Origin of the sequence: Rhodopseudomonas pentothenatexigens (genome assembly GCF_900218015.1) — a bacterium.
Lineage (GTDB): Bacteria > Pseudomonadota > Alphaproteobacteria > Rhizobiales > Xanthobacteraceae > Rhodopseudomonas > Rhodopseudomonas pentothenatexigens.
Window position 1 is genome coordinate 171303 of sequence record NZ_UFQQ01000009.1, and the last position, 25002, is coordinate 196304.

The following is a 25002-nucleotide window of genomic DNA, read 5'->3' on the forward strand; positions in this document are numbered from 1 at the left end:
CGTGATACCGATGCTGACCTTCGCGCAACGGATCACGGCCATGACCATCGACACCGACCTCGATCTCACCCCCGCTGCTTCTACTGACAATCCCGTCGAGGCCCGCCGGGCCCAGGCGCGGGCCTGGTTCGAGGGACTGCGCGACCGAATCTGCGCCGAGATCGAAACGCTGGAGCGAGAGGCGCCGGCCGAGCTGTTTCCCGGCGAGCCGGCGACGTTCAGCTACAAGCCGTGGCAGCGGAAGACCGGCGCCGGCGGCGGGATCGGCGGCTTTCTGTCGAATGGGCGGTTGTTCGAGAAGATCGGCATCCACACCTCGTCGGCGAACGGCAAGCTCACGCCGGAGATGGCCAGGAACGTCCCCGGCGACGGCAGCCTCGACTACGTCTCCACCAGCATCAGCCTGATCATCCACCCGCGAAGCCCGCGGGTGCCGACCGTGCATATGAACACGCGATTTCTGTCGACGTCGAAAGGCTGGTTCGGCGGCGGCGCCGATCTGACGCCGATGCTGCCGGAGCAGCGCAGCCAGGATGCCGAAGACGCGGTGACCTTCCACGCCGCGATGAAGCATGCGTGCGACACGCACGATCCGGCCTATTACGAGAAGTTCAAGCCCTGGGCGGACACCTACTTCTTCCTGCCGCATCGCGGCGTGGCGCGCGGGGTCGGCGGAATCTTTTTCGACTATCTCAACAGCGGTGATTTCGATCGCGACTTTGCCTTCACCCGCGATGTCGGCTCGGCGCTGCTCGACGTCTATCCCAGGATCGTGCGCAAGCGCATGATCGAGCCGTGGACCGACGAGGAGCGGGCGCAGCAACTCGCCTGCCGCGGGCTCTATGTCGAATTCAACCTGCTGTACGATCGCGGCACGATGTTCGGTCTGCAGACCGGCGGCAACACCGAGACGATCATGAGCTCGATGCCGCCATTGGTGAGCTGGAGCTGATCAGGGCCGCGACTGCACGGCCCTGAGCCGGCAGCAGGCGGTTTGGCGGAGATTGGCGATGGAACAGTACTACGGACTGATCGAACTGGTCGCGGTGTTCGCCTGCCTGGTCGTCGGCTGGCTGGTGCTGGAGCGTCAAGGCAAACGCCTCGACCGCGCTCGCGCCGACCGCGACAAGACCGACCCGCGATGAACAGCGACAGCGCCTTCAACTATTTCGAAATCCTGATGCTCGGCATGTTCGTCGCCGGCTGGGCCGTGCTGGAGTGGCAGGGTAGGCGGCTGGACCGGAAGCGGGAGGCGGAGAAGGGGAAGCAGGAGGAGAGAAGATAAGGTTTGCGAATGCGACGATTTTCGTCTCTCATCGCAGGCAGGCTGTAAGGTAGCCGTCATCGAAGGATGAGGCCTGACGATGTCCGAGGGCGCCTTTCTCTACATCGTCCGCTGCGCCGACAGCAGCCTTTATACCGGCACGACGCGCGGTTCGCTCGACATGAGGATCGCTCAACACAACGACGGGACCTTCGAGGGGTACACTTCGACTCGGCGTCCCGTGGTACTCGTCTATTCGGAATGGTTCGAACGCATCACCGATGCAATTGCCTGCGAACGCAAGCTGAAGAAGTGGTCGCGTGCCAAGAAGGAGGCGCTGATCCAGGGGGATATGGATGCCTTGCACGTTCTGTCGAAGCGACGAACGCCTTTCGGCGCATGAACATCGCCGACAACAGCCTATGACCTCATCCTGAGGAGGTCGCGAAGCGACCGTCTCGAAGGATGAGATATGGAGCGCTTCATCGCTTCATTGAAGTGGATTTGGCGGTTTTCAAGGGCAGTGAGTCCTCATCCTGAGGAGCCCGGCGAAGCCGGGCGTCTCGAAGGATGAGGGGACGTAAGAGGCTGCGGCGCATGGTTCGAGACGGCGCTACGCGCCTCCTCACCATGAGGTCTTGCCTGGGGTGAGTTTCCAGAGGCGCCTTTGATTCCATCAGAATCAGAAGCGCTCCAGGAAACGCATGTGACAATGAGCATCCAGCGCTTACTACCTCCGCCGCGGCATCCGGAACGGCAGCATGGCCTGCACCACCGGCATGCGGAAGCGGTCGAGCGACAGGCTTTCGTGCACCAGCGTCACCTTCTCGCCGAGCAGCGTCGTCTCGACCATCGAGCGGGCATAGAACGGGGTGTCTTCGAGGGTGCGGACCAGCTTGGCGCCGGCCTCGCTACGGGCGCTGCGGTCGACCTTCCAGCCCGAGCGCGGCAGCGGCAATAGCTGCGGAGGGGTGAATTCCTGCTTGTTGCCGTCGGCGTCGAAGGTGACGGCGAGGTCGACCCGGCTGCCGTCGCGGCGTTCGGCTTCGTACAGGATCACGGTCTTGTCGCGCATCGCGCCGCGCGCCCATTCCCAATGCCGGAAACCGGTCTCGATCGGCTCGTCGCCGGCGTTGCTGTCGAGATAGCCTTCGCCCTGCCAGGAGAGATTCGGCCGCCGCAGATCGACTTCGACCCGCGCGCGCGGCGCGATCGGCCACCAGCGGTGATTGCCCTGCGGGTTGAGGACGAAGAAATCCTTGGTGATCGCGAGCGGCGTCACCCGGACCCGACCTTCAATCCGCCCCGGCACCGGCGCGCCGGTCTCGCGGATGTTGATCGTCAGCGTCTTGCCGTCCCAGCCGAGATCGCTCGGGCCGATCAGGAACGCGTTGACGTTGCGCGCGACGCGTCCGCGGCCGCGCTCGGTCATGGTCCAGCGTTTGCCGGCCTCGTGATACAGCGCGACGTTGATGGCGCAATGGTCGAGCGGATCGGCGGGCGTGCGGCGTCGGGCGAACGCGTAGTACGGCGAGAACACGCTGCCGATGAAGGCGATAATTGTCAGCCCCTCGCGGCCGTCGTCGCTGATCGCGTCGACGTACCACCAGGCGTAGCCGTTGCGCGGAACGTCGGCGTTGAATCCGGCGCGGCGTTCGTCGGTTTCGTTAGGCCAGGCAATCATAGGCTCACGTCGTCTTGGATGAGGCGGGGCGAAGCGCAGGCTTCGGCCCTGCAGGGTTGGAGTCGAGGTCGGCGAGCAGGGTCGCCGCCGCGGCGCGGCCCGACAAAGCGGCCATCGGCACGCCGGGACCCGGATGGGTGCTGCCGCCCGCCAGATACAGACCGGGGATCTTCGTACGCGCTCCGGGACGTTCGAACGAGGCACTCCAGCCGTGCGAGGTGCGACCATACAGCGCGCCGCCGGTCGCCGGGAACAGCCGGTCGAAATCCGCCGGGGTCGTCACCTGTGCCTTGCGCGGATCGACGTCGATCCGCAGCCCGCAGCGCTGCAGCACGCCGAACGCGCGCGCGGCAGCGCTGGCGATTTCGTCCTGACCGAAAGCCTTCTTGTCGCCGACCGGCGGCGCGTTGATCAGCACCAGCAATTCTTCCTCGCCGGTTGCGCCGAGACGAGCCTCGTCGTCGATGCGGTCCTGCGCGCAGACATACACCGTCGGTTCGCTCGGCACCTCGCCGCGGCCGAAGATCTCGGCGAACTCCCGTGGATAATCCCGCGAGAAGAACACCGAATGCCGGCTCAGCGGAAACCCTTCGGTCTTGGCCACCATGCTCCAGGTGATCGCCGACAGCGAACGCAGCCGGGGTGCCAGCGGCGCCGCCGCCGTGCGCACCGCCTCGCCGAACAGTCCGGCCGGCAGTGCACCGACGTCGGCGTTGACGATCACCGAGTGCGCTTCGATCCGCTCGCCGTTCTCCAGAATCACGCCGGCGGCGCGTCCGCCGGAGACCATCACCTCGCGCACGCTTTGATCGTAGCGAATCGTCGCGCCGAACGTCGTTGCGCAATCGGCGAGGGCCCGCGCCAGCGCGTGCATGCCGCCTTCGATGATCCAGACGCCCTCGTGTTCGACATGCGCGACCAGCATCAGGGTGGCTGGCGCATCGAATGGCGACGAGCCGCAATAGGTCGCATAGCGGCCGAACAGTTGCCGCATCCGGGGATCGTGGAAGTAATCGCCGAGCGCCTTCCACATCGTGGTGAACGGGCGGATCTTGCGAAGTTCGAGCAGCCCGCCGAGACCGCCGGCGGTCGCGAGCCTCGGCAGGCTCGGGGCGGTGACGCGGAGGAACGGCTTTTCCAGGATCTCGTAGATCCGCCGGCTGTCGGCGCAGAATTGCCGGTAGCGCTTCGCTTCCGCCGCGCCGGCGAACGCGCCGATCGCGTCAGCCGATCGCGCCTCGTCGGCAAACAGATCGAGGTGCTGGGTGTCATCCCAGGCGTGGCGGGCCAGCACCGACAAAGGTCGTAGGCGCACATATTCGGAGAAGTTCAGGCCGATGCCCGAGAACAGCTCTTCGAACACCCAGCGCATCGTGAACACGGTCGGGCCGCTGTCGATCCGCGACGAGCCGATCGCGACTTCGCGCATTTTGCCGCCAGGGGCGGATGCGCGTTCGAGCACCGTCACGTCGAAACCGCGGGCGGCCAGCGACAGCGCAGACGTCAGTCCCGCGACGCCTGCGCCGATCACCACGACGCGATTCCTCGCGGTCTGATCCCGCATCCGTTTTCTCACTCCGGCCTAGCTGTCTTTGAGCCATATCATTGACAGGTGTCCATAATAACTTACAGTTTCGCATGACAAGTTAAATTGACACTTGTGCCTCAGCGCGGGAGTGTGGCCATGGATGTGACCAATCGGATCGAGCGTGCTTTGACGGATGCGCTCAATCAGGCCGACATGGCCGGATGCCCGCCGCGGCTGGCAGTGGCGATGCGCAGCGCGGTGTTCCCGCGCGGGGCGCGCGTTCGTCCGCGACTGTGCCACAGCGTGGCCCTTGCCTGCGGCGAAGACAATCCGGGCATTACCGAAGCTGCCGGCGCTGCGCTCGAACTGATGCATTGTGCTTCGCTGATCCATGACGACCTGCCGTGCTTCGACGGTGCCGACCTGCGCCGTGGTCGCCCCTCGGTGCACAAGGCGTTCGGCGAACCGCTCGCGGTTCTCGCCGGTGACGCCATGATCGTGCTGGCGTTCCAGACCATCGCCCGGGCCGAAGGTCCAGCGGACCGCCTGTTGAAGCTGACACAGCTGATCGGCAGCGCGGTCGGCGTGCCGTTCGGCATCGTTGCGGGCCAAGCCTGGGAATGCGAGTCGGAGATCAATCTCGCGCATTATCACCGCTCCAAGACCGGCGCGCTGTTCGTCGCCGCCACCGCGATGGGCGCGGCTTCCGCCGGCGCCGATCCGGAGCCCTGGCGGATGGTGGGCGAGAAGATCGGCGAGGCTTATCAGGTTGCCGACGACCTGCGTGACGCCGCTGCCGACGTCGAAGAGATCGGCAAGCCGGTGGGCCAGGACATCGCCCACGATCGCCCCAGTGCGGTGCGCGAGATGGGCATCGACGGCGCGATTTACCACTTGAAGTCGCTGGTGCGCGGCGCCGTCGAAGCGATGCCGGACTGCACCAACGGCAACGAGCTGCGGTCGCTGATCATGTCGGAAGCGACCCGCCTGGTGCCGGCGAAGCTGGCCGCGACCGCGGCCTGATGCGGTTGCCGGCGTGGCCTTCACGGCCAGCCGGTGCTAGCAGAACATATGGTCTCCTTGAGCCTGCGTGACCGGCTGCTCGGCTGGCGCGATTCGATCCTGTCGAATCCGCGGTTTCAGCGCTTTGCCGCGGTGTTTCCGCTGATGCGGCCGGTGGCGCGCCGCCGCGCGGTGGCGATGTTCGATCTGCTCGCCGGCTTCGTCTATTCGCAGATCCTGCTGGCCTGCGTGCAGCTTCGGCTGTTCGACATCGTCGCCGAACGTCCGGCGTCGGCCGAAGAGCTCGCTGTGCGTCTGTCGCTGCCAGTCGAGTCGATGCGGATGCTGCTCGACGGCGCAGTCGCGCTCCAGTTGCTGCAGATGCGCAGCCAATCCCGCTACGGCCTCGGCCAGCTCGGCGCCGAGCTGCGCGGCAATCCCGGTGTGCTCGCGCTCGTCGAGCATCACGCGATGCTGTATCGGGATCTCGCCGATCCTGTGGCGCTGCTGCGCGGGGCGCGCGGTGGGGGCGAGCTGGCGGCGTATTGGGCGTATGTGCGGGGCGAGCGGCCGGGCGAGCTGCCGGGCGATGCGATTGCGTCCTATACCGAACTGATGGCGGCGTCGCAGCCGATGATCGCCCGCGAGGTGCTGCACGTCTATCCGTTCCGCCACCACCGCTGCCTGCTCGACGTCGGCGGCGGCGACGGCTCGTTCCTGTCGGCGGTCGCCGCCCAGGCCCCGCAGCTCCGCTGCATGCTGTTCGACCTGCCGGCGGTCGCCGAGAAGGCGGCGGCACGGTTCGCGGCGAATGGACTGGCGGGCCGGGCGACCGCCGTGGGCGGCAGCTTCACCACCGACCCGCTTCCCGAAGGCGCCGACATCGTCTCGCTGGTCCGGGTGATTCACGATCACGACGACGAGGTCGTCGAGGCGCTGCTGCGCGCCGTCCACAACGCCTTGCCTGACAACGGAAAACTGCTGATCGCGGAGCCGATCGCGGGGCTGCCCGGCACCGCCGCGATCTCCGACGCCTATTTCGCTTTCTACTTTTACGCCATGGGCTCCGGGAAAGCCCGGAGCTTCCCTCGCCTGCGGGCGATGCTGGAGAATGCGGGCTTCTCCCAGGTCACCCTGCACCCGGTTCCGATGCCGCTGGTTGCCTCCGTAATTACCGCATCCAAACGGTAGTTGTGTTAATCTGGCTTGACACTGTGATCCGTCAGTTTAGCATGACAGTCGGCGGCAGAGCTCTGCCGTCCGGAATTTGGAGTAGGCGATGGACACCATCGCGGTCGTACTCAAGCAGCCACAACAGGTCGAACTCAGTCGCTTGAGCCTTACGGCGCCGACTGACGACGACATTGTTGTCGATGTTGCCTGGAGTGGCGTCAGCACCGGGACGGAACGGCTGTTGTGGTCGGGCCGGATGCCGCAATTCCCCGGAATGGGTTACCCGCTGGTCCCCGGCTACGAGTCGGTCGGCGAGGTCGTCGAGGCCGGATCGGCCACCGACCTGAAGCCGGGCCAGATGGTGTTCGTGCCCGGCGCGAAGTGCTTCGGCGAAGTACGCGGCCTGTTCGGCGCCTCGGCGTCGCGGCTGGTGGTGCCGGCCAAGCGCGTGGTGCCGCTGGATTCGCAGCTCGGCGAGCGCGGCATTCTGATCGCGCTGGCTGCGACCGCCTATCATGCGATCGCCGCGCGCGGCGCGACGCCGCCCGACTGCATCGTCGGTCACGGCGTGCTCGGCCGGCTGCTGGCACGGATTTCGATCGCGCTCGGCAATCCGCCGCCGGTGGTGTGGGAGAAGAACCCGATCCGCAGCGGCGGCGCCGAAGGCTATGCGGTGATCGATCCCGCATCCGACGAACGTCGCGACTATCGCAGCATCTACGACGTCAGCGGCGATCCGAAATTGCTCGACACTTTGATCTCGCGCATCGCGGCCACCGGCGAGATCGTGCTCGCTGGATTTTACAGCGAGCCGCTGTCGTTCTCGTTCCCGCCCGCTTTCATGCGTGAAGCACGCATTCGGGTCGCGGCGGAATGGCAGCCGCCGGACATCGGCGCCACCAAGGCGCTGATCGAAAGCGGCAAGCTCTCGCTCGACGGACTGATCACACACCACCAGGAGGCGGCGTCGGCTCCCGACGCCTATCGGATCGCTTTCGAAGACCCCGCTTGCCTCAAAATGGTTCTGAATTGGAGACCGAGCTGATGAACGTCGTTCCGCAGATCAGCCTGCAAGACGCACAACTCCGGGCCGAGGCGTCGGTTGAACCCGATGCCCCGGTGACGACTCCCGTCACCAAGGAAACCCAGATCATTGCGATCTACGGCAAAGGCGGCATCGGCAAGAGCTTCACGCTCGCCAACCTCAGCTACATGATGGCGCAGCAGGGCAAGAAGGTACTGCTGATCGGCTGCGATCCGAAGAGCGACACCACCTCGCTGCTGTTCGGCGGCAAGGCGACTCCGACCATCATCGAGACCTCGTCGAAGAAGAAGCTCGCCGGCGAGGAAGTCACCATCAGCGACGTCTGCTTCAAGCGCGACGGCGTGTTCGCGATGGAGCTCGGCGGCCCCGAAGTCGGCCGCGGCTGCGGCGGCCGCGGCATCATTCACGGCTTCGAGACGCTGGAGAAGCTCGGCTTCCACGAATGGGGCTTCGACTACGTGCTGCTCGACTTCCTCGGCGACGTGGTGTGCGGCGGCTTCGGTCTGCCGATCGCCCGCGACATGTGCCAGAAGGTGATCATCGTCGGCTCCAACGATCTGCAGTCGCTGTACGTCGCCAACAACGTCTGCTCGGCGGTCGAGTATTTCCGCAAGCTCGGCGGCAATGTCGGCGTCGCCGGCATGGTGATCAACAAGGACGACGGCACCGGCGAAGCCCAGGCGTTCGCCAAGGCGGCCGGGATTCCGGTGCTGTCGGCGATTCCCGCCGACGAAGGCATCCGCCGCAAGAGCGCCAACTACGAGATCGTCGCTTTGCCGGACGGACAGTGGGGCCCGCTGTTCTCGACGCTCGCCGAGAACGTCGCCACCGCGCCGCCGGTGCGGCCGAAGCCGCTGTCTCAGGACGGGCTGCTCGGCCTGTTCTCCAGCGACGTCACCGGGCGCGATGTCGTGCTCGAGCCGGCGACGATGGAAGACATGTGCGGCGCCGCGGTGCTGAACAAGCCGTCGCTCGAAGTGATCTACGACGAGGTCTGAGATCGGGTGATCGGGAGTTCGTCATGAACGTCATGTCTCGCTATTCCGGCCCTATCGCCGGATCGATCGCCGATGATGCGGCCGATGTCGCCGCCGGCGAAGCCGCGCCCGCGATCAACGAAGCGGCGACCAAGACCGATGGGCTCGGCTGCCACGCCGGCGCTGCCGAGATGAAGGCGGCGGCGCAGGCTGCAGGCAAGAGCGAAGTGCTCGAACGCTACGCCGCGGACTATCCGAAGGGTCCGCACGACCAGCCGCAGAGCATGTGCCCGGCGTTCGGCTCCTTGCGCGTCGGTCTGCGGATGCGCCGCACCGCGACGGTGCTGTCCGGCTCGGCCTGCTGCGTCTACGGCCTGACCTTCGTGTCGCACTTCTACGGCGCGCGCCGCACCGTCGGCTACGTGCCGTTCAGTTCGGAAACGCTGGTCACCGGCAAGCTGTTCGAAGACATTCGCGAGGCGGTCTACAAGCTCGCCGATCCGGCGCAGTACGACACCATCATCATCACCAATCTCTGCGTGCCGACCGCGTCGGGCGTGCCGCTCGATCTGCTGCCGAACGAGATCAACGGCGTGCGCATCATCGGCATCGACGTCCCGGGCTTCGGCGTGCCGACTCACGCCGAGGCCAAGGACGTATTGGCCGGCGCGATGCTGGAATATGCCCGCAAGGAAGCGGAGCAGGGCCCGGTGCAGGCGCCGCGCGGCGGCCGCAGCGAACGCCCGACCGTGACGCTGCTCGGCGAGATGTTTCCGGCGGATCCGGTTGGTATCAATCTGATGCTGGATCCGCTCGGCCTCGCCGTGGGTCCGGTGGTGCCGACCCGCGAGTGGCGCGAGCTCTATGCCGCGCTCGACTGCCAGGTCGTCGCGGCGATTCACCCGTTCTACAAGTCGTGTATCCGCCAGTTCGAGCTCGCCGGCCGCAAGGTCGTGGGCTCGGCGCCGGTCGGGCACGACGGCACCGAAGCGTGGCTGGAAGCGATCGGCACCGCCTGCAATGTCGAGCGTGCCAAGATCGACGCCGCCAAGAACCGCTTCCTGCCGGCGATCAAGGCGGCGCTCGCCGCCAAGCCGATCAACGCCCGCATCACCGTGTCCGGCTACGAAGGCTCGGAGCTGCTGGTGGCGCGGCTGCTGATCGAAAGCGGCGCGACCGTGCCTTATGTCGGCACCGCGGTGCCGCGAACCCCGTGGTCGGATCCGGATCGCGAATGGCTCGAGGCCAAGGGCGTGCGGGTGCAGTACCGCGCCTCGCTCGAACAGGACTTCGCGGCGGTCGACGAATTCATGCCGGATCTCGCCATCGGCACCACCCCGGTGGTGCAGAAGGCCAAGACGATGTCGATCCCGGCCTTGTACTTCACCAACCTGATCTCGGCCCGTCCGCTGTTCGGGCCCGCCGGCGCCGGTTCGCTGGCGCAGGTGATCAACGCCGCGCTCGGCAACAAGGCGCGATTCGACGAGATGAAGGAGTTCTTCGGCGAAGTCGGCCAGGGCTACGCGGCCGGCGTCTGGGAAGACACGCCGAAGGACGTTCCGGCCTATCGCGAGAAGTACAAGAAGCAGATCGAAGCCGCAGCCAAGAAGCGCAAGGCGGAGGAGATGATCTGATGCTCGTCCTCGATCACGATCGCGCCGGCGGCTATTGGGGCGCCGTGTACGCCTTCACCGCGGTGAAGGGCCTGCAGGTCATCATCGACGGTCCGGTCGGCTGCGAGAATCTGCCGGTGACCTCGGTGCTGCACTACACCGACGCGCTGCCGCCGCACGAACTGCCGATCGTCGTCACCGGCCTCGGCGAAGAGGAGCTCGGCAAGCTCGGCACCGAAGGCGCGATGAAGCGCGCCCATCAGGCGCTCGATCCTTATCTGCCCGCCGTCGTGGTGACCGGCTCGATCGCCGAGATGATCGGCGGCGGCGTCACCCCCGAAGGCACCGGCATCAAGCGCTTCCTGCCGCGCACCATCGACGAGGACCAGTGGCAGAGCGCCGATCGCGCGATCTCCTGGCTGTGGAAGGAATACGGCCCGAAGAAGATTCCCGAGCGCAAGCGCAAGGACGGCGAGAAGCCGCGGGTCAACATCATCGGACCGATCTACGGCACCTTCAACATGCCGTCCGATCTCGCCGAGATCCGCCGCCTGATCGAAGGCATCGGCGCCGAAGTCAACATGGTGTTTCCGCTCGGCACGCACCTGTCCGACATTCCCAAGCTGGTGAATGCCGACGTCAACGTCTGCATGTATCGCGAGTTCGGCCGGCTGCTGTGCGAATCGCTGGAACGGCCGTACCTGCAGGCGCCGATCGGGCTGCATTCGACCACGCGCTTCCTGCGCAAGCTCGGCGAGCTCACCGGCCTCGACCCGGAGCCGTTCATCGAGCGCGAGAAGAACACCACGATCAAGCCGCTGTGGGATCTGTGGCGGTCGGTGACCCAGGATTTCTTCGGCACCGCCAGCTTCGCGATCGTCGCGACCGATACCTATGCCCGCGGCGTGCGGCATTTCCTCGAAGACGAGATGGGGCTGCCGTGCAGCTTCGCGATCTCGCGCTGCGTCGGCAAAAAGACCGACAACGAAGCGGTGCGCGCGGCGATTCGCCAGACTCCGCCGCTGATCATGTTCGGCAGCTACAACGAGAGAATGTACTTGGCCGAGACCGGTGGTCGCGCCGTGTACATCCCGGCGTCGTTCCCCGGCGCCGTGATCCGGCGCCACACCGGCACGCCGTTCATGGGGTATTCCGGCGCCACCTACCTGGTGCAGGAAGTCTGTAACGCGCTGTTCGACGCGCTTTTCAACATTCTTCCGCTCGGCAGCGATCTCGATCGCGTCGATCCGACGCCGGCGCGCCGGCACGAAGAACTGCTGTGGAGCGACGAAGCCAAGGCGCTGCTCGACGAAGTGCTCGAAGCGCATCCGGTATTGGTGCGGATTTCGGCCGCCAAGCGCCTGCGTGACGCCGCTGAAAACAGCGCGCGCCGTGCCGGGCAGGAAAAAGTCACGACCGAATTCGTCAGTAAAGCGCGTGCCGCGCTGCTCGACGGGCAATCGGTGTAACGGTGATTTGAGCTAGAACAATGCGCATCACAATGTCGCGACCAAATATGAGCAATCCAAGAGTGAGGAGATGACGATGTCCGACTATGTCCACACCGGCCGTCGCTCGAGGGTTCTACCGGATAGTGCCGCGCTCGAATGTCGGGCGATGTTCGGTGCGTGCTACGCGCTGTTTCTGATCCGCGCGATCGTGGTGCGTGCCATGCCGTGGCGCAAGAAATCCGGCTCCCAGGAATCGGTATTCAGCGAGGCTCACAACGCCGCGAGCGTGCTGGTGACGTCGTCGTTCATGGGAATGTAATTCGGGGATTTCGTCCGGCCTCCGCCGGACGGAAGGCTGCCGTTTTGGAGACGAAACGGTAAATCGCTGTCGTTTCGGAAACGATACGGCAATCGTTGCCGCCCTCGCTCGGGCGGCGTGTCGGCCGAAAGGCCATCACTAGGAGGTGACCAAATGAGTGACGGTTCCATCTCGGGACTTTCCGAAGCGGAAGCCAAGGAATTCCACTCGATCTTCGTGACCAGCTTCTTCCTCTTCATCGTCGTTGCGGTTGTCGCTCACATCCTCGCCTGGATGTGGCGTCCGTGGCTGCCCAAAGCGACCGGCTACGCGATGGACAGCGTTCATCAACTGACCTCGTTCCTGTGCTAAGGGGAGACGACTACTATGTGGCGAATTTGGCTTCTGTTTGATCCGCGTCGCGCGCTGGTCCTGCTGTTCGTGTTCCTGTTCGGCCTGGCCATCATCATCCACTTCATCCTGCTGAGCACCAGCCGGTTCAACTGGCTCGATGGTCCGCGTGCGGCGAAGGCGGCGTCGATCTCGCTGCCGTTCACTCCGCCGAGCATGCCGGTCTAATGGCGTGACTCACTGCTTGCCGGAAGGGAAGGGAAACGGACCGATCTGCCGGGCCCGAACCCTTCCGGGAAGCGACATGGACTGGACGACGACGATGGATTTTCCCTGGCTCGCACGCGGAGGAACGATCGATGGCAATGCTCAGCTTTGAGAAGAAATACCGCGTTCGTGGCGGAACGCTAATCGGGGGCGACCTGTTCGATTTTTGGGTTGGCCCGTTCTACGTTGGGATCTTCGGGGTCATGACCGTGTTCTTCACGCTGATCGGCGTCGCGCTGATCATGTGGAACACCGCGCTCGGCCCCACCTGGAATCTCTGGCAGATCAGCGTCAACCCGCCGGACGCAAAGTACGGTCTGGGATTTGCGCCGCTCGCCGAGGGCGGCATTTGGCAGTGGGTGAGCATCTGCGCGACCGGCGCGTTCGTCACCTGGGCGCTGCGTGAGGTCGAAATCTGCCGCAAGCTCGGCATTGGCTTTCACGTCCCGTTCGCCTTCAGCTTCGCTATCTTCGCTTACGTCACGCTGGTGGTGATCCGTCCGGTCCTGATGGGCTCCTGGAGCTACGGCTTCCCCTACGGCATCTTCACGCATCTCGATTGGGTGTCGAACACCGGCTACGCCTACGGCCAGTTCCACTACAATCCCGCGCACATGATCGCGATCACGTTCTTCTTCACCACCTGTCTGGCGCTCGCGCTGCACGGCGGCTTGGTGCTGTCGGCGCTGAATCCCGACCGTGGCGAACCCGTGAAGTCTCCGGAACACGAGAACACCGTGTTTCGTGATCTCGTCGGCTACTCGATTGGTACCATCGGCATTCACCGCCTCGGTCTGTTCCTGGCGTTGTCGGCCGTGTTCTTCAGCGCGGTCTGCATGATCATCAGCGGTCCGGTGCTGGCGGAAGGTGGTTCGTGGCCCGATTGGTGGAATTGGTGGCGCAACCTGCCGATCTGGAATCCGTAATTCAACCGGTCACAAGAGAGTCTTGTCATGGCCCAATACCAGAACATCTTCACGCAGGTCCAGGTTGAAGGACCTGCCTATGCGGGGGTGCCGCTACGTCCCGGCAGCTCACCCCGCGAGACCCAGACGACGTTCAACTACTGGCTCGGCAAAATCGGCGACGCGCAGGTCGGCCCCGTCTATCTCGGCTTCACCGGTGTCTGCTCGCTGCTGTGCGGCTTCGTTGCGATCGAGATCATCGGTCTCAACATGCTGGCGTCGGTGGACTGGAGCCCGATCGAGTTTCTCCGCCAGTTCTGCTGGCTGGCGCTCGAGCCGCCGAAGCCCGAATACGGTCTGACCATTCCGCCGCTCAAGGAAGGCGGCTGGTGGCTGATGGCCGGCTTCTTCCTGACCGTGTCGATCCTGCTGTGGTGGGTCCGCACCTATCGCCGCTCGCGGGCGCTCGGCATGGGCACTCACGTGTCGTGGGCGTTCGCCTCGGCCATTCTGCTCTATCTGGCGATCGGCTTCATTCAGCCGCTGCTGATGGGCACCTGGAGCGAAGCGCCGCCGTTCGGCATCTTCCCGCACCTGGACTGGACCAACAACTTCTCGATCAAGTACGGCAACCTGTACTACAACCCCTTCCACTGTCTCTCGATCGCCTTCCTGTATGGCTCGGCCCTGCTGTTCGCCATGCACGGCGCGACCATCCTGGCCGTGAGCCGCTACGGCGGCGAGCGCGAGATCGAGCAGATGCTGGATCGCGGTACCGCACTTGAACGCGCTGCTCTGTTCTGGCGCTGGACGATGGGCTTCAACGCCACGGCCGAATCGATCCATCGCTGGGCTTGGTGGTTCGCAGTGCTCTGCCCGCTGACCGGTGCCATCGGCATCATCCTGACCGGTCCGGTGGTCGACAACTGGTTCGATTGGGGCGTGAAGCACGGTCTGGCGCCGCCGCGGTAAACACAACCGCACGTCTATCCGAGCGAATGATGCGCGCGCCTGATGGTACAAATCCAATCAGGCGCGCGCTGCTGCTTTCAGCTTCCGAAAAAGGTTCTGGCGAACGGTGATTTCGTACCGTTGGCTGGTGACGAGGGAAGCGACCTGCTGTAAACGAAGCGCCTCCAACTCCGCCTGAGAGGCCAACAAACAAGCCTGAGAAGACGTTCAAAACAAAACAAGGCTCGACTTGTAAGGACGCCGACGTCGGAGTGGAGGACGAGTTCTTGCTGGAGGATATTTGCCCTGGTGCAAGTGTTCAAATCTCCGAAGGAGTCGCTGGGGGAACTCGGTGCTCAATCCGCTGCGAAGCTGATCGCCGCCGCGACCGATGTCGCGCTGGTGGTCGATGCGCAGGGTATGATCCGGGACGTGGCGTTCAATAAGGACGAACTGGCGCAGGAACTCGACCGCCAGGGACGCTGGCTCGGGTCGCGACTGGTCGACATCGTCACGTCCGACACCCAGCCGAAGATCCGCGAATTGCTGCTCGACGCCACCGTGCGCGACGCACCGACCTGGCGACAGGTCAACCACCCTTCGCCGAACGGCGAGGACATTCCGGTGCTGTATTCCGCGATCAATTTCGGGCGAGACGATCGCCTGCTGGTGGTCGGTCGTGATCTGCGTCAACTCGCGACGATGCAGCAGCGGCTAATCAACGCCCAGCAATCGATGGAGCGCGACTACATCAGGCTGCGGCACGCCGAGACGCGCTACCGGCTGCTGTTCCAGGTGTCGTCGGAAGCGGTGATGATCGTGGATGCGGCGAGTGAACTGATCGTGGACGCCAACCCGGCGACGCTGGCGTTGTTCGACACCAGCGCACCGCAGGCGTTGAACGCGCCGGTGACCGGCTTCGTCGACGGCGCCGATCAGCAGACGGTGCTCAACCTGTTCGCCGACGTGCGTTCCACCGGCCGCGACGGTCGGGCGCGGATCAAGCTGGCCGACGGTGTGCGCGCGTGCGAGTTGTCGGCATCGCTGTTTCGTCAGGAGAACGCGTCGCTGTTCCTGGTGCGGCTCGCGGCGCACGGCGCGCCGCACGAAGCCGGCAGCGCCAAGACCAATTCGTTGCTGCTGAAGTATTTCGAAGCCGCCGCCGATGCGCTGGTGATCACCCAGTACGACGGCCGCGTCGCCCGCGCCAATCTGGCGTTCCTGGAAATGGCCCAGCTCGGCAGCGCCGAGCAGGCGCGCGGCGAACTGCTCGACCGCTGGCTCGGCCGCACCGGGGTCGACCTGTCGGTGGCGCTCGCCAATCTGCGCCAGAGCGGCGCGATCAAGCTGTTCGCAACCGTGCTGCGCGGCGAATACGGCGCGGTCGCGGAGGTCGAAGTGTCGGCGGTCTCGCTCAAGGACGCCGACGACAAGCCGTGCTTCGGCTTCGCGATCCGCAACGTCGAGAAGCGGCTGACCACCGCGGCGACGTCGAAACGCGAGCTGCCGCGCTCGGTGGCGCAACTGACCGAACTGATCGGCCGGGTGCCGCTGCGCGATCTGGTGCGCGAAACCACCGACGTGATCGAGAAGCTGTCGATCGAGGCGGCGCTGGAATTGACCGGCGACAATCGCGCCTCGGCCGCCGACATGCTCGGATTGAGTCGCCAGAGCCTGTACGTCAAACTACGCCGCTACGGTCTGGCGGAACACGCGCCGGAAGGAGACGGAGCCGATGAGTAACAGCGTGGCCGTGCGTCCGGCGCCTTCTGCGGTGCTCGAGGTGCTGCACCCGATCACCTGGTTTCCGCCGATGTGGGCGTTCGGCTGCGGCGTGGTGTCCGCCGGGGTTCCGATCTCGAGCCGCTGGCTGGAAGTGATCGCCGGCATCGTGCTGTGCGGTCCGCTGCTGGTCGCGACCAGCCAGGTCGTCAACGACTGGTTCGACCGCGACGTCGACGCCATCAACGAGCCGAACCGGCCGATTCCGTCCGGCCGGATTCCGGGGCGCTGGGGCCTGTATCTGTCGTTCCTGTGGACCGCGGCCTCGCTGCTGCTGGCGAGCATGCTCGGCGCCTGGGTGTTCGGCGCCGCCGCGCTCGGGCTGGTGCTGGCCTGGATGTATTCGATGCCGCCGTTCCGGCTGAAGCAGAACGGCTGGCTCGGCAACGCGGCCTGCGCCATCACCTATGAGGGCTTCGCCTGGTTCACCGGCGCCGCGGTGATGCTCGCCGGCCTGCCGCCGTGGTGGATCGTGACGCTGGCGCTGCTGTACAGCGCCGGCGCGCACGGCATCATGACGCTCAACGACTTCAAGTCGATCGAAGGCGACATCAAGACCGGCGTCGGTTCGCTGCCGGTCAAGCTCGGCGTCGACAACGCCGCGCGGGTGCTCTGTGCCGTGATGGCGATCCCGCAGGTGATCGTGGTGGCGCTGCTGCTGTCGTGGGATCGGCCGATCCAGGCCGGCATCGTCGGCTTCGTGCTCGCCGTCCAACTCGTCTTGATGGTTCGGTTTCTGCGCTCGCCGGTCGAGCGCGCCACCTGGTTCTCGGGCCTTGGTGTCGCGCTGTATGTTTCCGGCATGATGGCCAGCGCCGTCGCCGTGTCGTCGTTCGGAGCCGCCTGATCATGATGCGACCGCTGTCCTGGCTCGGCATTGTTCGGATGGGGCTGGTGCAGACCGGCCTCGGCGCGATCGTGGTGCTGACCACCTCGACCCTGAACCGGGTGATGGTGGTCGAGCTGGCGCTGCCGGCGATGCTGCCCGGCGCGCTGGTGGCGATCCACTACGCGCTGCAGGTGTTTCGTCCCGCCTGGGGCCACGGCTCGGACCGCGGCGCGCGCCGCACGCCGTGGATCATCGGCGGCATGGCGGTGCTGGCGCTCGGCGGTTTCCTCGCCGCCTGCGCGACCGCGCTGATGACGGTGCAGCCGCTGGCCGGCACGGCGCTGGCGATCGTCGCATTCTGTCTGATCGGCGGCGGCGTCGGCGCCGCAGGCACCTCGCTGCTGGTGCTGCTCGCCAAGCGGGTCGACGAAAAACGCCGCGCCGCGGCCGCGACCATCGTCTGGGTGATGATGATCGCCGGCTTCATCGTCACCACCGCGATCGCCGGGCATCTGCTCGATCCGTTCTCGCCGCAGCGGCTGGTCGCGGTGTCGGGCGGCGTGTCGCTGATCGCGATGGTGCTGACCTTCCTGGGCGTCTGGGGCGTCGAAGGCCGCGGCGCCGCGGCCGCACCGGCGAAGCCGGCGGCGCAGCAAGAATCCTTCCGCAAGGCGTTCGCCGACGTCTGGCACGAGCCGCAGGCGCGGCGCTTCGCGATCTTCGTGTTCGTGTCGATGCTGGCGTACAGCGCCCAGGACCTGATCCTGGAGCCGTTCGCCGGTGCGGTGTTCGGCTTCACGCCCGGCGAGACCACCAAGCTGTCCAGCGTGCAGCACGGCGGCACGCTGATCGGCATGGCGATGGTGCCGATGATCGGCGCGCTGTTTCCGAAATCGCGCGGCAACCTGCAACTGTGGACGATCGGCGGCTGTGTCGCCTCGGCGATCGCGCTGCTCGGCCTGTCGTCCGCGGCGATGATCGGGCCGTCCTGGCCGCTGCGCGCCACCGTGTTCATGCTCGGCGTCACCAACGGCGCCTATGCGGTCGCGGCGATCGGCTCGATGATGGAACTGGTCGGCGCCGGCGGCGAGCATCGCGAAGGCGTGCGGATGGGGCTGTGGGGCGCCGCGCAGGCGATCGCGTTCGGGATCGGCGGCTTCATCGGCACCCTGGCGAGCGATCTGGCGCGGCTGATCCTGTCGTCGCCGGCGCTGTCCTATGCGGCGGTGTTCGCCGCGGAAGCCGGTCTGTTTCTGGTCTCGGCGGCGATGGCCGTGTGGGTGCATCGCGCGCAGAACCGTCGTGCCGTCGATTTGTCCAATGCAGCAGTAGCCGGAGGTTGAAATGAGCGATAACTCCGCAATTTACGATGTCGTCGTGGTCGGCGGCGGCCCTGCCGGCGCCACCGCGGCGTGCGATCTGGCGCGCGCCGGCAAGCGCGTGGTGCTGCTCGACCGCGCCGGCCGGATCAAGCCGTGCGGCGGCGCGATTCCGCCGCGTGCGATCCAGGACTTCGCGATTCCCGACAGCATGCTGGTGGCCAAGATCAACGCCGCGCGGATGGTGTCGCCGAGCAATGTCGAGGTCGACATGCCGATCGACGGCGGTTTCGTCGGCATGGTCGACCGCGAGCATTTCGACGAGTGGCTGCGCCAGCGCGCCGCCACCGTCGGCGCCGAGCGGCGCACCGGCCTGTTCAAGCGGTTCAGCCGCGACGAGTCGGGCGTCAACACCGTGCATTACGAAGAGCGCGGGCCCGACGGCACGATGGCCGACCAGACGGTGCGCTGCCGCGCGATCATCGGCGCGGACGGCGCGGTGTCGGGGGTGGCGCGGCAGTTCCTGAAGGACGCCGACCGGGTGCCGTTCGTGTTCGCCTATCACGAGATCATCAAGGCGCCGCAGCCGGAGCAGAAGGCCGCCTATGGCAGCCGGCGCTGCGACGTGTACTACCAGGGCCACGTCTCGCCGGACTTCTACGGCTGGGTGTTCCCGCACGGCCAGACCGTCAGCGTCGGTACCGGCTCGATGCACAAGGGCTTCTCGCTGCGGGATTCGGTCGCCGAACTGCGCAAGGCCACCGGGCTCGACGAGGTCGAGACCATCCGCAAGGAGGGCGCGCCGATCCCGCTGCATCCGCTGCCGCGCTGGGACGACGGCCACAGCGTGCTGCTTGCCGGCGACGCCGCCGGCGTAGTGGCGCCGGCCTCGGGCGAGGGCATCTACTACGCACTGCTGGGCGGCCGGCTCGCCGCCGAAGCGGTCGGCGAATTCCTGCAGACCGCCGACGCCAAGGCGCTGAAGCTGGCGCGCAAGCGCTTCATGCGCGACAACGGCTCGGTGTTCCGGATCCTCGGCCTGATGCAATGGTACTGGTACGCCAATGACAAGCGCCGAGAACAATTCGTCAGCATCTGCCGCGACCGCGACGTGCAGAAGCTGACGTGGGATTCCTACATGAACAAAAAGCTGGTGCGGGCGAAACCGATCGCGCATGTTCGGATCTTCTTCAAGAACCTGGCCCACATGACGGGGCTGGCGTCGGTTTGATTGCTGCAGGCGGTGGCCTCGTGAATCCGATTTTTGTCGCGGCCGCCGTCGCGATCTTCGTCGGTCTGCTCGGCGGTTCGCTGACCGACACCGGGACCTGGTATCAGAGCCTGGTTAAACCTTGGTGGCAGCCGCCGGACTGGGCGTTCGGGCCGGCCTGGACGGTGATCTTCGCGCTCGCCGCGATGGCGGCGGTGTACGCCTGGCGCGGCGCCCGCAGCCGCGCCCAGCGCGATTTCGTGATCGGGCTGTTCGCCGCCAACGGCTTCTTCAACGTGCTGTGGAGCATGCTGTTCTTCACGGTGCGGCGGCCGGACTGGGCGCTGCTCGAAGTGCCGCTGCTGTGGCTGTCGGTGCTGCTCGGCGTCGTGGTGTTCTGGCGCAACGCCCGCACCGCCAGCTACTACCTGATCCCGTATCTGATCTGGGTCACGTTCGCGGCCTATCTCAACTGGACTGTGGTGGCGCTGAACACGCCGTTCTGAGCGCGTGACGACGCGGCCACATCGAGAGCTGCCATGCAGATGATGTCCGACTTGTTCGCCAGCGGCGCCTTCGTCGACTGGGTGCTGATCTTCCTCGTCGTCGAGGCGGTCGCGGTGATCGGCTATTGGCTGTGGCGCCGGCGCGGCATCGCGCCGGCCGATTTCCTGCCGGGGATGATCTCCGGGGCGCTGATGCTGCTGGCGCTGCGCGCCGTGCTGGCCGGCAGCGATTGGCTGGCGCCGACGCTGTGCCTGCTCGCCGCCGGCGGCGCGCATCTGGTCGACGTGCTGCGGCGCTGGCGCTGAACCGCGGGCTGGTATCCGCCGAGGTGTCAGCCGGCCGTGCCGACGGCGCGCGGGGCAGGGCGCTTGGCACCCGGTCGGCGGCCGAAACCGCGCACCTCGAAACCCTCGAAACACGAAGGGCTCCGGTTCGTGCGAACCGAAGCCCTCGTGACGTCCAGACGTCGTTAAGTCGGATCGACTTACTTGAGGGTGGCCAGATAGGCGGCGACGTCCTTGCGCTGCTGCTCGTTGGCGAGCTTGAAGGTCATCTTGGTGGCGCCGACCGCCTGATCAGCATGACCCTTGTCGGTCAGGAACTTCTTCAGGAAGGCGTTCGGATCGGCCAGGTAGGTGATGATGTTGTCCTGGGTCCAGACCAGGCCGGCTTCGCCCGAGTGGTGGTTCAGCGGCGAATAGCTGAAGCCGGCGGCGGTGCCCGCCTTGCGGCCGACCACGCCGGCCAGCGCCGGACCGACCATGTTCTTGTCGGCGCGGTGGCAGGTCATGCACTGCTTGAACACGGCTTCGCCCTTCGCGGCGTCCTGCGCAGCGGCCGAACCGACCGACAGGGCGCCCGCGGTGGCGGCGATGCTGACAATTGCGAGAAGTTTTTTGACCACGTCTCTCTCCTTAAGAACCCGTAGAACCCGTCTTGGCGTCAAGCGACCCCGACACGCGCAGGGCACGACAAACAGTCGCATCCAAACCCTTTCCGGCCGGTTCTGTAAAGTCGTTCTAACAAAGCCGCGGCGTGATGGTTCAACCGCTTGGACAGAGATGACGTTGATCTGTCGAAATTATATTACCGCCTAGACAATTCGGCTAATTTTTAATTGCGGTTCCGAAACAGGCCCTTGTCAAGGGAACTGACACGGCCTAAGTCCGTGTCAGCACGGCATTGTTCTAGACAATGCGTCGTATTGACGCCCTGCGTGTGCCGCGAGCGGAGTTGATGACGACAAAACCCGTTCATGCCGACGTGACCCTCCTGCTCGATATGGAGGGCGTGATTCGCGAAGCGACCTTGTCTCCGGCGATGGCGGCTGAGAGCGTCGACGGCTGGCTGGGGCGGCGCTGGAGCGATATCGCCGGCAACGACGGCAGCGACAAGGTTCGCCGCATGGTCGACGACGCCCGGCGCAGCGGAATTTCCGCTTTCCGCCAGATCAACCAGACCTTCCCCAGCGGCGTCGAAATCCCGATCGAATTCACCACCATGCTGCTGGGCGACCGCAGCGGCATGATCGCCGTCGGCAAGAACATGCAGGCGGTCACCGAGCTGCATTCCCGGCTGATCGCGGCGCAGCAGGCGATGGAGCGCGACTATTGGCGGCTCCGGGAATTGGAGACGCGCTACCGCCTGGTGTTCGACGCCGCGGCCGATGCGGTGATGGTGGTGTCGGCGGCCGATCTGCGGATCATCGAAGCCAACCGGGCCGCGATCAACGCGGTCAGCGGCGAGCGTGGCAACGAGGATCTGGCCGGGCGGGACTTTGTCGCTCTGGTTGCCGCGGCCGACCGGGATGCGGTGCGCGACATGCTGGTGCGGGTGCGCGAGCGCGGTACGGCCTTGAGCGTGCTGGTGCATCTCGGCCGCCACGGCCGCGCCTGGATGTTGCGCGGCTCGCTGATGTCGTCGGAGCGACGCCAGGTCTTCCTGCTGCATTTCACCCCGCTGACCACCGCGCCAGTCGTCGACGAAGCCGACGACGACGCTGTGCTGCGCGGCCTGATCGACCGCATCCCAGATGGCTTCGTCGCGCTGGATGCGGCGGGCGTGGTGCGTCACGTCAACCAGGCGTTTCTCGATCTGGTGCAGGTCGGCTCGAAACCCGCCGCGATCGGCCGCTCGCTCGGCCGCTGGCTGGGCCGTCCCGGCGCCGATCTGGCGAGCTTGCTGACGCTGCTGCGGCGCTTCAAATCGGTGCGCCTGTTCCAGACCACGATCCGCGGCGAACTCGGCGGCGAGACCGAGGTCGAGATTTCCGCGGTCGACGGCGACGACGAGGATAAGTACATCGGCGTGCTGATCCGCAACGTTTCGCGCCGGCTCGACGGCGCGGACGACGGCGATGCGTTGCACCAGGCGCTTAGTCCGATCAGCAAGCAGCTCGGACGCTCGTCGCTGCGCAAGCTGGTCAAGAATGCCGTCAGCATCGTCGAGCAGCACTACGTCAAGGAAGCGCTGGAGCGTTCCAAGGGCAACCGGACGGCCACCGCGGAATTGCTCGGATTGAGCCGGCAGAGCCTTTATGCCAAGCTCAACCGCTACGGATTCGACGAAAAAGGTGCCGGCTCCGCTGCTGTCGACGACGGAGGCGACGCCTCAGACGACACCGAGGATTGAGTGGCTGGTCGTGCCTTGGGTAGCCCCGCATTCGGGACCGCCGATCTTTCGAATTGCGAACGTGAAGAAATTCATCTCGCCGGCTCGATCCAGCCGCACGGCGCGCTTCTCGTCGTCAGCGAACCCGATCACGTCGTTGTTCAAGCCAGCGCCAACGCCGCGGAGTTTCTGAACCTGAAGCGCGTGCTCGGCGTGCCGCTCGCCGAGATCGATGGCGATCTCCTGATCAAGATCCTGCCGAATCTCGACCCGCCGGCGGAGGGCATGCCGGTCGCGGTCCGTTGCCGGATCGGTGCCCCCGCCGCCGACTATGACGGGCTGATCCACCGCCCGCCGGACGGCGGGCTGGTGATCGAGCTGGAACGCGCCGGGCCGCCGATCGATCTGTCCGGCACGCTGGCGCCGGCGCTGGAGCGGATTCGCACGGCCGGCTCGCTGCGGGCGCTGTGCGACGATGCCGCGCTGCTGTTTCAGCAGCGCACCGGTTACGACCGGGTGATGGTGTACCGCTTCGACGAGCAGGGCCACGGCGAAGTGTTTTCCGAACGCCATGTGCCCGGGCTCGAATCCTATCTGGGTAACCGCTATCCGGCGTCCGACATTCCGCAGATGGCGCGGCGGCTGTACGAGCGCCAGCGGGTTCGGGTGCTGGTCGATGTCGGTTATCAGCCGGTGCCGCTGGAGCCGCGGCTGTCGCCGCTGACCGGGCACGAGCTCGACATGTCGGGCTGCTTCCTGCGCTCGATGTCGCCGATCCATCTGCAGTACCTCAAGAACATGGGCGTGCGCGCCACCCTGGTGGTGTCGCTGGTGGTCGGCGGCAAGCTGTGGGGCCTGATCGCCTGCCACCACTACCTGCCGCGCTTCATTCATTTCGAGCTGCGCGCGATCTGCGAACTGCTCGCCGAAGCCGTCGCGACACGCATCACCGCGCTGGAGAGCTTCGCGCAGAGCCAGTCGGAGCTGTTCGTGCAGCGGCTGGAGCAGCGGCTGATCGAATCGATCACCCGCGAGGGCGACTGGCGCGCCGCGATTTTCGACACGGCGCAGTCGATCCTGCAGCCGCTGCGGGCCACCGGCTGCGCTCTGGTTTACGAGGACCAGATCCGCACGGTCGGCGAAGTGCCCGGCACCCAGGACATCCGCCAGATCGCCGCTTGGCTCGATCGCCAGCCTCGGGCCCCGGTGATCGCGACCGCCTCGCTCGGTCTCGACCTCCCGCAATTCGCCCATCTCACCCGCGAAGCGAGCGGCGTCGCGGCGGCGCCGATCTCCGATCATCCCGGCGAATTCCTGATGTGGTTTCGCCCCGAGCGGGTTCACACCGTCACCTGGGGCGGCGATCCGAAGAAGCCGTTCACGATGGGCGACACCCCGGCCGATCTGTCGCCGCGGCGATCGTTCGCCAAGTGGTATGAGGTCGTCGAGGGGACGTCCGATCCCTGGACGGCGGCGGATCTCGCCGCCGCCCGCACCATCGGTCATACCGTGGCCGACATCGTGCTGCAGTTCCGCGCGGTGCGGACGCTGATCGCGCGTGAGCAGTACGAGCAGTTCTCCACTCAGCTTCACGCCTCGCTGCAGCCGGTGCTGATCACCGACTCCGACGGCCGCATTCTGCTGATGAACGACGTGTTTCGTGCGATGCTGCCGACCGGGACGCCGACCGTCGCGCATCTCGACGATCTCGCCGGCCTGTTCGTCGAACCGCAGGACTTCCTGCGCAACGTCGCGGAGCTGATCGACTACGGCCGCGGGTGGCGGGGCGAGGTGCTGCTGCGCGGCTCAGGCAATGCGCCGCATCCGCTGCTGGTCCGCGCCGATCCGGTCACGCCGGCGCAGGATCAGGCGCTCGGCTTCGTGCTGATCTTCAGCGACGCCACGGACCGGCGCACCGCGGACGCGGCGCGCACCCGGTTTCAGGAAGGCATCCTCGCCAGCGCGAGAGCCGGCGTCCGGCTCGACTCGAAATCCGACCTGGTGCACGAAAAGCTGTTGTCGGCGCTGGTCGAAAACGCGCAGCTCGCGGCGCTCGAGATCACCTACGGGGTCGAAACCGGACGCATCGCCGAACTCCTCGAGGGTGTGCGGCAGTCGATGCTGCGGACCGCCGAAGTGCTCGGCCATCTGGTTCAGCACGCCGCCCGCACCGGGGGGGACGGCGGCAGCGACGGCGGGACGCGCAGCGGCGCGTAGCGTCCAGGCGCCCGAGGCC

The 25002-nt window shown here is 66.0% G+C and carries 26 protein-coding genes; 23 read left to right on the forward strand and 3 right to left on the reverse strand.

Annotated features, from left to right (window positions below):
* The first annotated feature begins 40 nt into the window (after positions 1 to 40).
* The 4 genes from hemF (at position 41) to DWA33_RS10585 (ending at position 1667) form a co-directional block, all read left to right on the forward strand.
* Positions 41 to 952 carry an oxygen-dependent coproporphyrinogen oxidase gene (hemF, locus tag DWA33_RS10580; RefSeq protein WP_114358098.1) on the forward strand — a complete coding sequence of 304 codons (912 nt, stop codon included), beginning with the start codon at positions 41 to 43 and terminating at the stop codon, positions 950 to 952.
* Between the two features lie 58 nt (positions 953 to 1010).
* On the forward strand, positions 1011 to 1145 hold the full coding sequence (locus DWA33_RS25600; protein WP_283808606.1) for a hypothetical protein: 135 nt from the start codon (positions 1011 to 1013) through the stop codon (positions 1143 to 1145).
* The gene (locus DWA33_RS25170; RefSeq protein WP_167443181.1) at positions 1142 to 1285 is read left to right on the forward strand and encodes a hypothetical protein; all 144 of its coding nucleotides are present in this window, start codon (positions 1142 to 1144) and stop codon (positions 1283 to 1285) included. Before DWA33_RS25600 ends, DWA33_RS25170 begins: the two co-directional genes overlap by 4 nt.
* A gap of 79 nt (positions 1286 to 1364) precedes the next feature.
* Positions 1365 to 1667, forward strand: a complete 303-nt coding sequence (locus tag DWA33_RS10585) for a GIY-YIG nuclease family protein (protein ID WP_114358041.1) — start codon at positions 1365 to 1367, stop codon at positions 1665 to 1667.
* Positions 1668 to 1994: 327 nt separating this feature from the next.
* On the opposite strand, the gene DWA33_RS10590 is transcribed toward DWA33_RS10585, so the two are convergent.
* On the reverse strand, positions 1995 to 2948 hold the full coding sequence (locus tag DWA33_RS10590; protein ID WP_114358042.1) for a carotenoid 1,2-hydratase: 954 nt from the start codon (positions 2946 to 2948) through the stop codon (positions 1995 to 1997).
* Positions 2949 to 2952: 4 nt separating this feature from the next.
* Positions 2953 to 4512: a 1-hydroxycarotenoid 3,4-desaturase CrtD gene (gene crtD, locus DWA33_RS10595; protein WP_114358043.1), complete on the reverse strand. Its 1560-nt coding sequence runs from the start codon at positions 4510 to 4512 to the stop codon at positions 2953 to 2955.
* Between the two features lie 120 nt (positions 4513 to 4632).
* On the opposite strand from crtD, the gene DWA33_RS10600 reads away from it, so the two are divergent.
* From DWA33_RS10600 to DWA33_RS10680, 17 genes are all read left to right on the forward strand, one after another.
* The gene (locus tag DWA33_RS10600) at positions 4633 to 5499 is read left to right on the forward strand and encodes a polyprenyl synthetase family protein (protein ID WP_114358044.1); all 867 of its coding nucleotides are present in this window, start codon (positions 4633 to 4635) and stop codon (positions 5497 to 5499) included.
* 48 nt (positions 5500 to 5547) lie between these two features.
* Entirely contained in the window at positions 5548 to 6669 is a 1122-nt protein-coding gene (locus tag DWA33_RS10605) for a methyltransferase (RefSeq protein ID WP_114358045.1), read from the forward strand.
* 88 nt (positions 6670 to 6757) lie between these two features.
* Positions 6758 to 7696, forward strand: a complete 939-nt coding sequence (gene bchC, locus DWA33_RS10610; RefSeq protein WP_107343538.1) for a chlorophyll synthesis pathway protein BchC — start codon at positions 6758 to 6760, stop codon at positions 7694 to 7696.
* Entirely contained in the window at positions 7696 to 8694 is a 999-nt protein-coding gene (locus tag DWA33_RS10615; RefSeq protein WP_114358099.1) for a chlorophyllide a reductase iron protein subunit X, read from the forward strand. The genes bchC and DWA33_RS10615 overlap by 1 nt, the downstream gene beginning before the upstream one ends.
* A 23-nt stretch (positions 8695 to 8717) precedes the next feature.
* On the forward strand, positions 8718 to 10307 hold the full coding sequence (bchY, locus tag DWA33_RS10620; protein ID WP_114358046.1) for a chlorophyllide a reductase subunit Y: 1590 nt from the start codon (positions 8718 to 8720) through the stop codon (positions 10305 to 10307).
* Positions 10307 to 11755, forward strand: a complete 1449-nt coding sequence (gene bchZ / locus DWA33_RS10625; protein WP_114358047.1) for a chlorophyllide a reductase subunit Z — start codon at positions 10307 to 10309, stop codon at positions 11753 to 11755. Before bchY ends, bchZ begins: the two co-directional genes overlap by 1 nt.
* Before the next feature lie 76 nt (positions 11756 to 11831).
* Positions 11832 to 12056 carry a hypothetical protein gene (locus DWA33_RS10630; RefSeq protein ID WP_114358100.1) on the forward strand — a complete coding sequence of 75 codons (225 nt, stop codon included), beginning with the start codon at positions 11832 to 11834 and terminating at the stop codon, positions 12054 to 12056.
* A 153-nt stretch (positions 12057 to 12209) separates the two neighbouring features.
* Entirely contained in the window at positions 12210 to 12407 is a 198-nt protein-coding gene (gene pufB / locus DWA33_RS10635) for a light-harvesting antenna LH1, beta subunit (RefSeq protein WP_011157086.1), read from the forward strand.
* 15 nt (positions 12408 to 12422) lie between these two features.
* Complete coding sequence (gene pufA, locus DWA33_RS10640) at positions 12423 to 12614, forward strand: light-harvesting antenna LH1, alpha subunit (RefSeq protein WP_011157087.1); 192 nt, start codon at positions 12423 to 12425, stop codon at positions 12612 to 12614.
* A 131-nt stretch (positions 12615 to 12745) separates the two neighbouring features.
* A complete protein-coding gene (gene pufL / locus DWA33_RS10645; protein ID WP_114358048.1) occupies positions 12746 to 13579 on the forward strand; it encodes a photosynthetic reaction center subunit L in 834 nt (277 codons plus the stop codon).
* Between the two features lie 27 nt (positions 13580 to 13606).
* Positions 13607 to 14530: a photosynthetic reaction center subunit M gene (gene pufM, locus DWA33_RS10650; protein ID WP_114358049.1), complete on the forward strand. Its 924-nt coding sequence runs from the start codon at positions 13607 to 13609 to the stop codon at positions 14528 to 14530.
* 288 nt (positions 14531 to 14818) lie between these two features.
* Complete coding sequence (gene ppsR / locus DWA33_RS10655; protein ID WP_114358050.1) at positions 14819 to 16252, forward strand: transcriptional regulator PpsR; 1434 nt, start codon at positions 14819 to 14821, stop codon at positions 16250 to 16252.
* A complete protein-coding gene (gene chlG / locus DWA33_RS10660; protein WP_114358051.1) occupies positions 16245 to 17138 on the forward strand; it encodes a chlorophyll synthase ChlG in 894 nt (297 codons plus the stop codon). Before ppsR (DWA33_RS10655) ends, chlG begins: the two co-directional genes overlap by 8 nt.
* A 2-nt stretch (positions 17139 to 17140) precedes the next feature.
* Positions 17141 to 18463 (forward strand): BCD family MFS transporter, encoded by a 1323-nt coding sequence (locus DWA33_RS10665; RefSeq protein ID WP_114358052.1) that lies wholly within the window; start codon positions 17141 to 17143, stop codon positions 18461 to 18463.
* A 1-nt stretch (position 18464) separates the two neighbouring features.
* Positions 18465 to 19670, forward strand: a complete 1206-nt coding sequence (locus DWA33_RS10670; protein WP_114358053.1) for a geranylgeranyl diphosphate reductase — start codon at positions 18465 to 18467, stop codon at positions 19668 to 19670.
* A 20-nt stretch (positions 19671 to 19690) separates the two neighbouring features.
* Complete coding sequence (locus DWA33_RS10675) at positions 19691 to 20155, forward strand: TspO/MBR family protein (RefSeq protein WP_114358054.1); 465 nt, start codon at positions 19691 to 19693, stop codon at positions 20153 to 20155.
* A 33-nt stretch (positions 20156 to 20188) separates the two neighbouring features.
* Positions 20189 to 20461, forward strand: coding sequence for a hypothetical protein (locus tag DWA33_RS10680; protein ID WP_114358055.1), 273 nt, complete (start codon positions 20189 to 20191; stop codon positions 20459 to 20461).
* A gap of 179 nt (positions 20462 to 20640) precedes the next feature.
* Here DWA33_RS10680 and DWA33_RS10685 read toward each other — a convergent pair whose 3' ends face one another.
* Entirely contained in the window at positions 20641 to 21060 is a 420-nt protein-coding gene (locus tag DWA33_RS10685; RefSeq protein ID WP_114358056.1) for a c-type cytochrome, read from the reverse strand.
* A gap of 332 nt (positions 21061 to 21392) precedes the next feature.
* Here DWA33_RS10685 and ppsR (DWA33_RS10690) point away from each other — a divergent pair, with 332 nt between their 5' ends.
* A complete protein-coding gene (gene ppsR / locus DWA33_RS10690) occupies positions 21393 to 22787 on the forward strand; it encodes a transcriptional regulator PpsR (protein WP_114358057.1) in 1395 nt (464 codons plus the stop codon).
* Complete coding sequence (locus DWA33_RS10695) at positions 22788 to 24983, forward strand: GAF domain-containing protein (protein WP_114358058.1); 2196 nt, start codon at positions 22788 to 22790, stop codon at positions 24981 to 24983.
* The last annotated feature ends 19 nt before the right edge of the window (positions 24984 to 25002 follow it).

What these genes read in the sequence shown, in the direction of transcription:
- ppsR (WP_114358057.1), top strand. Translation starts at nt 21,393, where the DNA reads ATGACGACAAAACCCGTTCATGCCGACGTGACCCTCCTGCTCGATATG.
- chlG (WP_114358051.1), top strand. Translation starts at nt 16,245, where the DNA reads ATGAGTAACAGCGTGGCCGTGCGTCCGGCGCCTTCTGCGGTGCTCGAG.
- DWA33_RS10585 (WP_114358041.1), top strand. Translation starts at nt 1,365, where the DNA reads ATGTCCGAGGGCGCCTTTCTCTACATCGTCCGCTGCGCCGACAGCAGC.
- hemF (WP_114358098.1), top strand. Translation starts at nt 41, where the DNA reads ATGACCATCGACACCGACCTCGATCTCACCCCCGCTGCTTCTACTGAC.
- DWA33_RS25170 (WP_167443181.1), top strand. Translation starts at nt 1,142, where the DNA reads ATGAACAGCGACAGCGCCTTCAACTATTTCGAAATCCTGATGCTCGGC.
- DWA33_RS10670 (WP_114358053.1), top strand. Translation starts at nt 18,465, where the DNA reads ATGAGCGATAACTCCGCAATTTACGATGTCGTCGTGGTCGGCGGCGGC.
- bchY (WP_114358046.1), top strand. Translation starts at nt 8,718, where the DNA reads ATGAACGTCATGTCTCGCTATTCCGGCCCTATCGCCGGATCGATCGCC.
- bchZ (WP_114358047.1), top strand. Translation starts at nt 10,307, where the DNA reads ATGCTCGTCCTCGATCACGATCGCGCCGGCGGCTATTGGGGCGCCGTG.
- DWA33_RS10680 (WP_114358055.1), top strand. Translation starts at nt 20,189, where the DNA reads ATGCAGATGATGTCCGACTTGTTCGCCAGCGGCGCCTTCGTCGACTGG.
- crtD (WP_114358043.1), bottom strand. Translation starts at nt 4,512, where the DNA reads ATGCGGGATCAGACCGCGAGGAATCGCGTCGTGGTGATCGGCGCAGGC.
- DWA33_RS10600 (WP_114358044.1), top strand. Translation starts at nt 4,633, where the DNA reads ATGGATGTGACCAATCGGATCGAGCGTGCTTTGACGGATGCGCTCAAT.
- pufB (WP_011157086.1), top strand. Translation starts at nt 12,210, where the DNA reads ATGAGTGACGGTTCCATCTCGGGACTTTCCGAAGCGGAAGCCAAGGAA.
- DWA33_RS10615 (WP_114358099.1), top strand. Translation starts at nt 7,696, where the DNA reads ATGAACGTCGTTCCGCAGATCAGCCTGCAAGACGCACAACTCCGGGCC.
- DWA33_RS10630 (WP_114358100.1), top strand. Translation starts at nt 11,832, where the DNA reads ATGTCCGACTATGTCCACACCGGCCGTCGCTCGAGGGTTCTACCGGAT.
- DWA33_RS10590 (WP_114358042.1), bottom strand. Translation starts at nt 2,948, where the DNA reads ATGATTGCCTGGCCTAACGAAACCGACGAACGCCGCGCCGGATTCAAC.
- DWA33_RS10665 (WP_114358052.1), top strand. Translation starts at nt 17,141, where the DNA reads ATGATGCGACCGCTGTCCTGGCTCGGCATTGTTCGGATGGGGCTGGTG.
- pufA (WP_011157087.1), top strand. Translation starts at nt 12,423, where the DNA reads ATGTGGCGAATTTGGCTTCTGTTTGATCCGCGTCGCGCGCTGGTCCTG.
- pufM (WP_114358049.1), top strand. Translation starts at nt 13,607, where the DNA reads ATGGCCCAATACCAGAACATCTTCACGCAGGTCCAGGTTGAAGGACCT.
- bchC (WP_107343538.1), top strand. Translation starts at nt 6,758, where the DNA reads ATGGACACCATCGCGGTCGTACTCAAGCAGCCACAACAGGTCGAACTC.
- DWA33_RS25600 (WP_283808606.1), top strand. Translation starts at nt 1,011, where the DNA reads ATGGAACAGTACTACGGACTGATCGAACTGGTCGCGGTGTTCGCCTGC.
- pufL (WP_114358048.1), top strand. Translation starts at nt 12,746, where the DNA reads ATGGCAATGCTCAGCTTTGAGAAGAAATACCGCGTTCGTGGCGGAACG.
- DWA33_RS10605 (WP_114358045.1), top strand. Translation starts at nt 5,548, where the DNA reads ATGGTCTCCTTGAGCCTGCGTGACCGGCTGCTCGGCTGGCGCGATTCG.